General features: G+C 66.5%; 5 protein-coding genes. 1 reads left to right on the top strand and 4 read right to left on the bottom strand.

Annotated elements, in window-relative coordinates; all coding sequences use genetic code 11:
- Positions 1-187: 187 nt before the first annotated feature.
- A complete protein-coding gene (locus tag ACYVD0_RS18995) occupies positions 188-1,426 on the bottom strand; it encodes a maltoporin (protein ID WP_460428254.1) in 1,239 nt (412 codons plus the stop codon).
- 165 nt (positions 1,427-1,591) lie between these two features.
- Here ACYVD0_RS18995 and ACYVD0_RS18990 point away from each other — a divergent pair, with 165 nt between their 5' ends.
- On the top strand, positions 1,592-1,948 hold the full coding sequence (locus ACYVD0_RS18990) for a hypothetical protein (protein WP_460428253.1): 357 nt from the start codon (positions 1,592-1,594) through the stop codon (positions 1,946-1,948).
- A gap of 54 nt (positions 1,949-2,002) precedes the next feature.
- On the opposite strand, the gene ACYVD0_RS18985 is transcribed toward ACYVD0_RS18990, so the two are convergent.
- The 3 genes from ACYVD0_RS18985 to ACYVD0_RS18975 all read right to left on the bottom strand — a co-directional run.
- Positions 2,003-3,112: a Gfo/Idh/MocA family protein gene (locus ACYVD0_RS18985; protein ID WP_460428252.1), complete on the bottom strand. Its 1,110-nt coding sequence runs from the start codon at positions 3,110-3,112 to the stop codon at positions 2,003-2,005.
- Between the two features lie 97 nt (positions 3,113-3,209).
- Positions 3,210-4,232, bottom strand: coding sequence for an ABC transporter permease (locus tag ACYVD0_RS18980; RefSeq protein ID WP_460428251.1), 1,023 nt, complete (start codon positions 4,230-4,232; stop codon positions 3,210-3,212).
- 70 nt (positions 4,233-4,302) lie between these two features.
- Positions 4,303-5,227: sugar ABC transporter ATP-binding protein (locus tag ACYVD0_RS18975; RefSeq protein ID WP_460428250.1), on the bottom strand; the 925-nt coding region annotated here is incomplete at its 5' end.

The raw sequence follows: 5,227 nt of genomic DNA, 5'->3' as shown, positions 1-5,227 counted from the left end.
TCAAGTTTGGCCTGTAGCGACAGCCGCCTTCAGGCGGCCCAACTGCTTGCCCCTTTGAGGGGCTAACAGAATAAAGCCCCCGGCTTTGCCGGGGGATACTTACTCCCAGCCCTTTCAACACGGCTACTGGATCGAAGCGGACACGGTCCCTGCATACGACGGTGCCATCCGCCCCAGCCCCGCCGCCCTAATCCCACCAATACTCCACCTGCACGCCGAAGTTGCCGCCGTGGCGGTCGGTACCGAAGGCGCCGGTCTCGGACAGCGCGGACTCGGGGTTCATCTCGGTGGCCGCGCGCTGCGCCGCCTCGTTCCAGGTGGCGTAGGTGTAGTAGACGCGCAGTTCCGGCCGCGCCCAGAAGCCCGGGCCGCCCGGCGACCAGGTCGGCGCGATGGTGAACTTGGTCAGCTTGCGGGTGCCGTCGGTCGCCTTGATCTGGTCGTGGCCGACCTCGGCGCTCAGCTTGAACGTCTCGGTGAAGGCATACACCGGCCGCACGCCGACCGACAGCCAGCGCATGTTGTCGCCGTCGGGACGGACGTCCTTCTGGTAGACCAGCTGGAGCTGGCCGCCGAAGCGCTCGGTGGTCTGCCAGTCGAAGTACTCGACCATGCGCCAGCTCTTGTTGTCGTTGTCCAGCTCGCTATCGCCGGTGTAGCCCAGCCGCGTGCCCGGCCCCTCGCCGTATTGCAGGGCGAAGGTGTTGAACTTGCCGCCGAGGAAGCCTTTCTGCTTGTGCTGCACGGCCACCGACCAGCCGCTGTGGGCATCGTGGCTGTCCGGCTGCTGCAGGTAGCTGACGCCCACCTGCACTTCGCCGCCCGGGTTGGTCTTGAAGCCGTTGACGTTGAAGTCGTGGCGGTTGACGTAGGGCTCCTGGTCGTAGTTGTCCTTGCGCGAGAACACGTAGCTGTAGCGCAGGTCGCCGATCGGAACCTCGTCGAAACCGAAGCCGGTGGCGCTCTGGTTCCAGTAGTAGTAGTCGGTCATGTGGATGTCGTTCCGCTTGTAGTAGCGGCGCCCGACCCAGAAGTTGCCGCCGTTGAGCACCGCGGCGTTCTTCCACTCGACGAACATCTGCTGGATCCGCGAGGAACCCCCGCCATGCTCGTTGGAATCCTTGAACTTCGGCTTGTGCCCGATGGGGTTGTAGAAGCCGCCCATGACCATGCCGGAGAGGGTCGAGCCATCGGAAAGGGCGATATCGTGGTCCCAGGTCAGCTCGCTCCACAGCTCGCACTCGTTGCCGAGCCGGTATTTCGAGGGCGCGCCGGGCAGCTTGAAGCAGGATTGCGTGCCGCCCTTGGTGTTGCCGCCGACGCCGAGGCGGTAATAACCGCTGAAATTGAGCGCCTGGGCTGGAAAGGGCACGGAAAGACAAACACCCAAGGAAAGAAGTATCGTCTTCCTCAAACTATTGCTCATATCAACTCCCATCTTTCTTATTGTTTTTCACGGACAGGAGGACAGCTCGCCCCGACGATGCCGGCTGGCGAGAAATCCGTTGATGCCTGTCGTCCTGTTCACAGGTTCATCGATCGTTCGGCGAGACGCTTCAGTGCCCGCCGATATATCTGAAGAACTTCTCCGGTGAAGTTGCTAACTATTCGGGCAAAAGTTTCAATTGCTTCGAAGATCCGTTTCCCCGGCAACTCCGTACAGCGCTGCCGGATACATCGACACTCGCGCGCAGCCTGCTGCCATGCCGGCCGCCTGCATTGGATTGAATATTTACGACTTGCCGAAACCACCTATCCCGACTCCCTCATCGGGCGTCGTAAAACATGGCGGCGCGCTTGTGAGTTGCCGTCGATACAACTGGCGCAGCGCCGCCAAGTAGCGGGAATCGATCAACCGGAAGTTCCATCCATGGGCAGTCGCCTGCGTGGCGATATGGGGCTCGTGAACGGTTCGCCCACCTTTCCCGCGAGCAATATCCCTCGATGACTCCGTTCAATGGATGGCTGCCGCGGGGCCCTGCCCCGGCACCCCGGACAGGCGCTAGAGCCGCACCCAGCGCTCCTCCCGCGCCGACTCGCGGATCGCCTGGGCCAGGCGCTCGACCTCCCAGGCCTCCTGGAAGTCCACGCCGGTCAGCGCGCCGTTGCCGGCCAGCGCCTCGAGCAGCGAGCGCACTTCCAGGGTCTTCAGCTCGTTGTAGCCGAGCTGGTGCCCGGCCGCCGGACAGAAGGCCGCATAGTCGGGCAGGTGCGGGCCGGACTGCAGGGTGCGGAAGCCATCCATGCCGGGGCGCCCGCCGGCGCTGTAGAGGCGCAGTTCGTTGAGCCGCTCCTGGTCGTAGGTCAGGGTGCCGCGGGTGCCGCAGACCTCGAACGCCAGGTGGTTCTTACGCCCGTGCTTGAGCCAGCTGGTGGACAGCGTGCCGCGCGCGCCGTTGGCGAAACGCAGCAGGACGTGGGCCTGGTCGTCGATCCCGACGGCGCGCCGGCCGCCCTGGTGCGGTCGCTGGCCGTGGGCGGTGTGCAGGTCGGCGCAGAGCGCGGCGATGTCGCCGAGCAGGTAGCGCGTCAGCGACAGGACATGGCTGCCCAGGTCGGCCAGGGCGCCGCCGGCCTGTTCCGTCTCGCAGCGCCAGCTGAAGGGCGCCTGCGGATCGCCCATGAAGTCCTCGCTGAACTCGCCGCGGTAGCCGGTGATCTCGCCCAGCTCGCCGCTTTCGATCAGCTCGCGGGCCAGCGTGAGCATGGGATTCTGCAGGTAGTTGTAGCCCACCCGGTTGACCACGCCGGCGCGCTTCGCCGCATCGCGCATCGCGGTCGCCTCGTCGAGCGTCACCGCCAGGGGCTTCTCGCAGTAGACCGCCTTGCCCGCCGCCAGCGCCGCCATGGCCATCGGGTAGTGCAGGCGGTTGGGGGTGGTGATGGCGACCAGCTCCACGGCCGGGTCGTTCACCAGGCTTTCCCAGTCGCAGGCCTTGGCGAAGCCCCAGTCGGCGGCGCAGCGCTCGGCGCGGGCGGCGTCGGCATCGGCCAGCGCGGCGAGGCGCGGTCTCACGGGCAGCTCGAAGGTGCTGGCCGCGTGGTGGAAGGCCAAGGCGTGGGCACGCCCCATGAAGCCGGTGCCGATCAGGCCGATACCGATCTCGCGCATGATGTACCTCGTGTCGTCGTGTCGTCGTGTCGTCGTGTCGTCGTGTCGTCGTGTCGAAGAGAAAGAGAAGCGGGTTGGAACGCGCGAAGGATGTCGCTCAGCGCTTGACCTTGCGCTTGTTGCGGTACTGGTCGACCACCACGGCGACGACGATGATCATCCCCTTGATGATGTCCTGGATGTAGGCGTCCACGCCGAGGAAGGTGAAGCCGCTGGCCATCACGCCGAGGATCAGCGCGCCGATCACGGTGCCGGTGATGCGGCCCATGCCGCCGGCCAGGCTGGTGCCGCCGATCACCGCCGCGGCGATGGCGTCCAGCTCGTAGGACATGCCCATGCCGGCCTGGCCGGTGGCGGCGCGGGCCGAGGCGACCACGCCGGCCAGGCCGGCCAGCAGCCCGGCGATGCTGTAGACGATGATCAGGTGGCGCTTGACGTTGATCCCGGAGATGCGCGCCGCCTGCATGTTGCCGCCGATCGCGTAGGTGTACTTGCCGTACTTGGTGTAGCGCAGGGCGACGTGGAAGATCGCCGCCACCACCAGGAAGATGATCACCGGCATGGCGCCGCTGCCGATGGCGGTGTAGGAGTCCGACAGCATGCTGATCGGCTGACCTTCGGTGTAGTAGCGGGCCAGGCCGCGGGCCGAGACCATCATGCCCAGGGTGACGATGAACGGCGGGATGCCGGTGGCGGCGATCAGGCTGCCGTTGATCACGCCCGCCAGCAGGCCCACGCCGATGCCGGCCATGACCGGCACCCAGACCGGCAGGTCGGTCAGCGCCGGGAACACCGCGCGGCCGAAGTCGGAGGTCTGCGCCAGGCTCGCCGCCACCATCGCCGAGAGCGCCAGCACCGAGCCGGAGGACAGGTCGATGCCGGTGGTGATGATCACCTGGGTCACGCCGATGGCCAGCAGGCCGATGACCGACACCTGCAGGATCATCAGCACCAGGCGCTGGGAGTTCATCAGGAAGCTCTGCTCGCGCATCGCCCAGCCGAACAGTTCGAAGGCCAGGCCGATGCCGAACAGCACCAGCAGGATGCCCAGTTCGGCCGGCAAGCGCTGGCTCCAGAGGCCGAGGGTTTGCAGGGGGCTCTTTTCGAGAATGGCTCTCATGGTCTGTGTCTCCGTTTATTGTTGTTTGCCACGGCCGAGCGGGACCGTCGCCCGGCCTCGTCGATGAATGTCAGTGCAGGCCGGGCAGTCCCGAGGCCAGGTGCATGACGCGCTCCTGGGTGGCCTCGGCGCCGTCGAGGACGCCGGTGACCTCGCCCTCGTGCATGACCAGGACCCGGTCGCTCATGCCCAGCACTTCCGGCAGTTCGGAGGAAATCATGATCACCGCCATGCCCTCGCCGGCCAGCTCGGCAATCAGCCGGTAGATCTCGGCCTTGGCGCCGACGTCGATGCCGCGGGTGGGTTCGTCGAGGATCAGGATGCGCGGCTGGGTCATCAGCCAGCGCGCCAGCAGCGCCTTCTGCTGGTTGCCGCCGGACAGGTTGGCGATGCACTGCTCCAGCGACGGGGTCTTCACCCGCAGCTTTCCGCGCATCTCCTCGCACAGCTCGCGCAGGCGCCGCTGTTGCACGAAGCCCCGGCTGGCAAAGCCGGGCAGCACCGCCACCTCCATGTTTTCCTGCACCGAGAGGCAGGCGAAGATGCCGGTGTCCTTGCGGTCCTCGGTGAGCAGCGCCAGGCCCTTGCGGATGGCCAGGCGGGGATCGTCCATGTGCACCGGCTCGCCGTCGATGTGGATCTCGCCGGCGGTGGCCGGGGAGACCCCGAAAATGGTTTCCGCCACGTTGGTGCGCCCGGAGCCCATCAGCCCGGCGATGCCCAGCACCTCGCCGGCGCGCAGGTCGAAGGAGACGCCCTGGAACACGCCATCCAGGCCCAGGTTGCGCACCGAGAGCAGGACCTCGTCGCGCGGCGCGCGGCGCTCGGGGAACAGCTGGGTCAGCTCGCGGCCGACCATCATCGAGATCAGCCCGTCGCCGTCCATGCTGTCGGCGCTCTGCAGACCGACGTAGGTGCCGTCGCGGAACACCGCCACCTCGTCGGCGATGGCGAACACCTCGTCCATCTTGTGGGTGATGTAGATGATGCCCTTA

It is taken from the genome of Azotobacter armeniacus (assembly GCF_054779355.1).
The sequence above is the reverse complement of the archived record's forward strand: the minus strand, read 5'-3'. Positions and strand labels throughout refer to the sequence as shown.

Bases quoted from the DNA above. Each gene is read 5' to 3' on its own strand.
- ACYVD0_RS18995 (WP_460428254.1), bottom strand. From the start codon at position 1,426: ATGAGCAATAGTTTGAGGAAGACGATACTTCTTTCCTTGGGTGTTTGT.
- ACYVD0_RS18985 (WP_460428252.1), bottom strand. From the start codon at position 3,112: ATGCGCGAGATCGGTATCGGCCTGATCGGCACCGGCTTCATGGGGCGT.
- ACYVD0_RS18980 (WP_460428251.1), bottom strand. From the start codon at position 4,232: ATGAGAGCCATTCTCGAAAAGAGCCCCCTGCAAACCCTCGGCCTCTGG.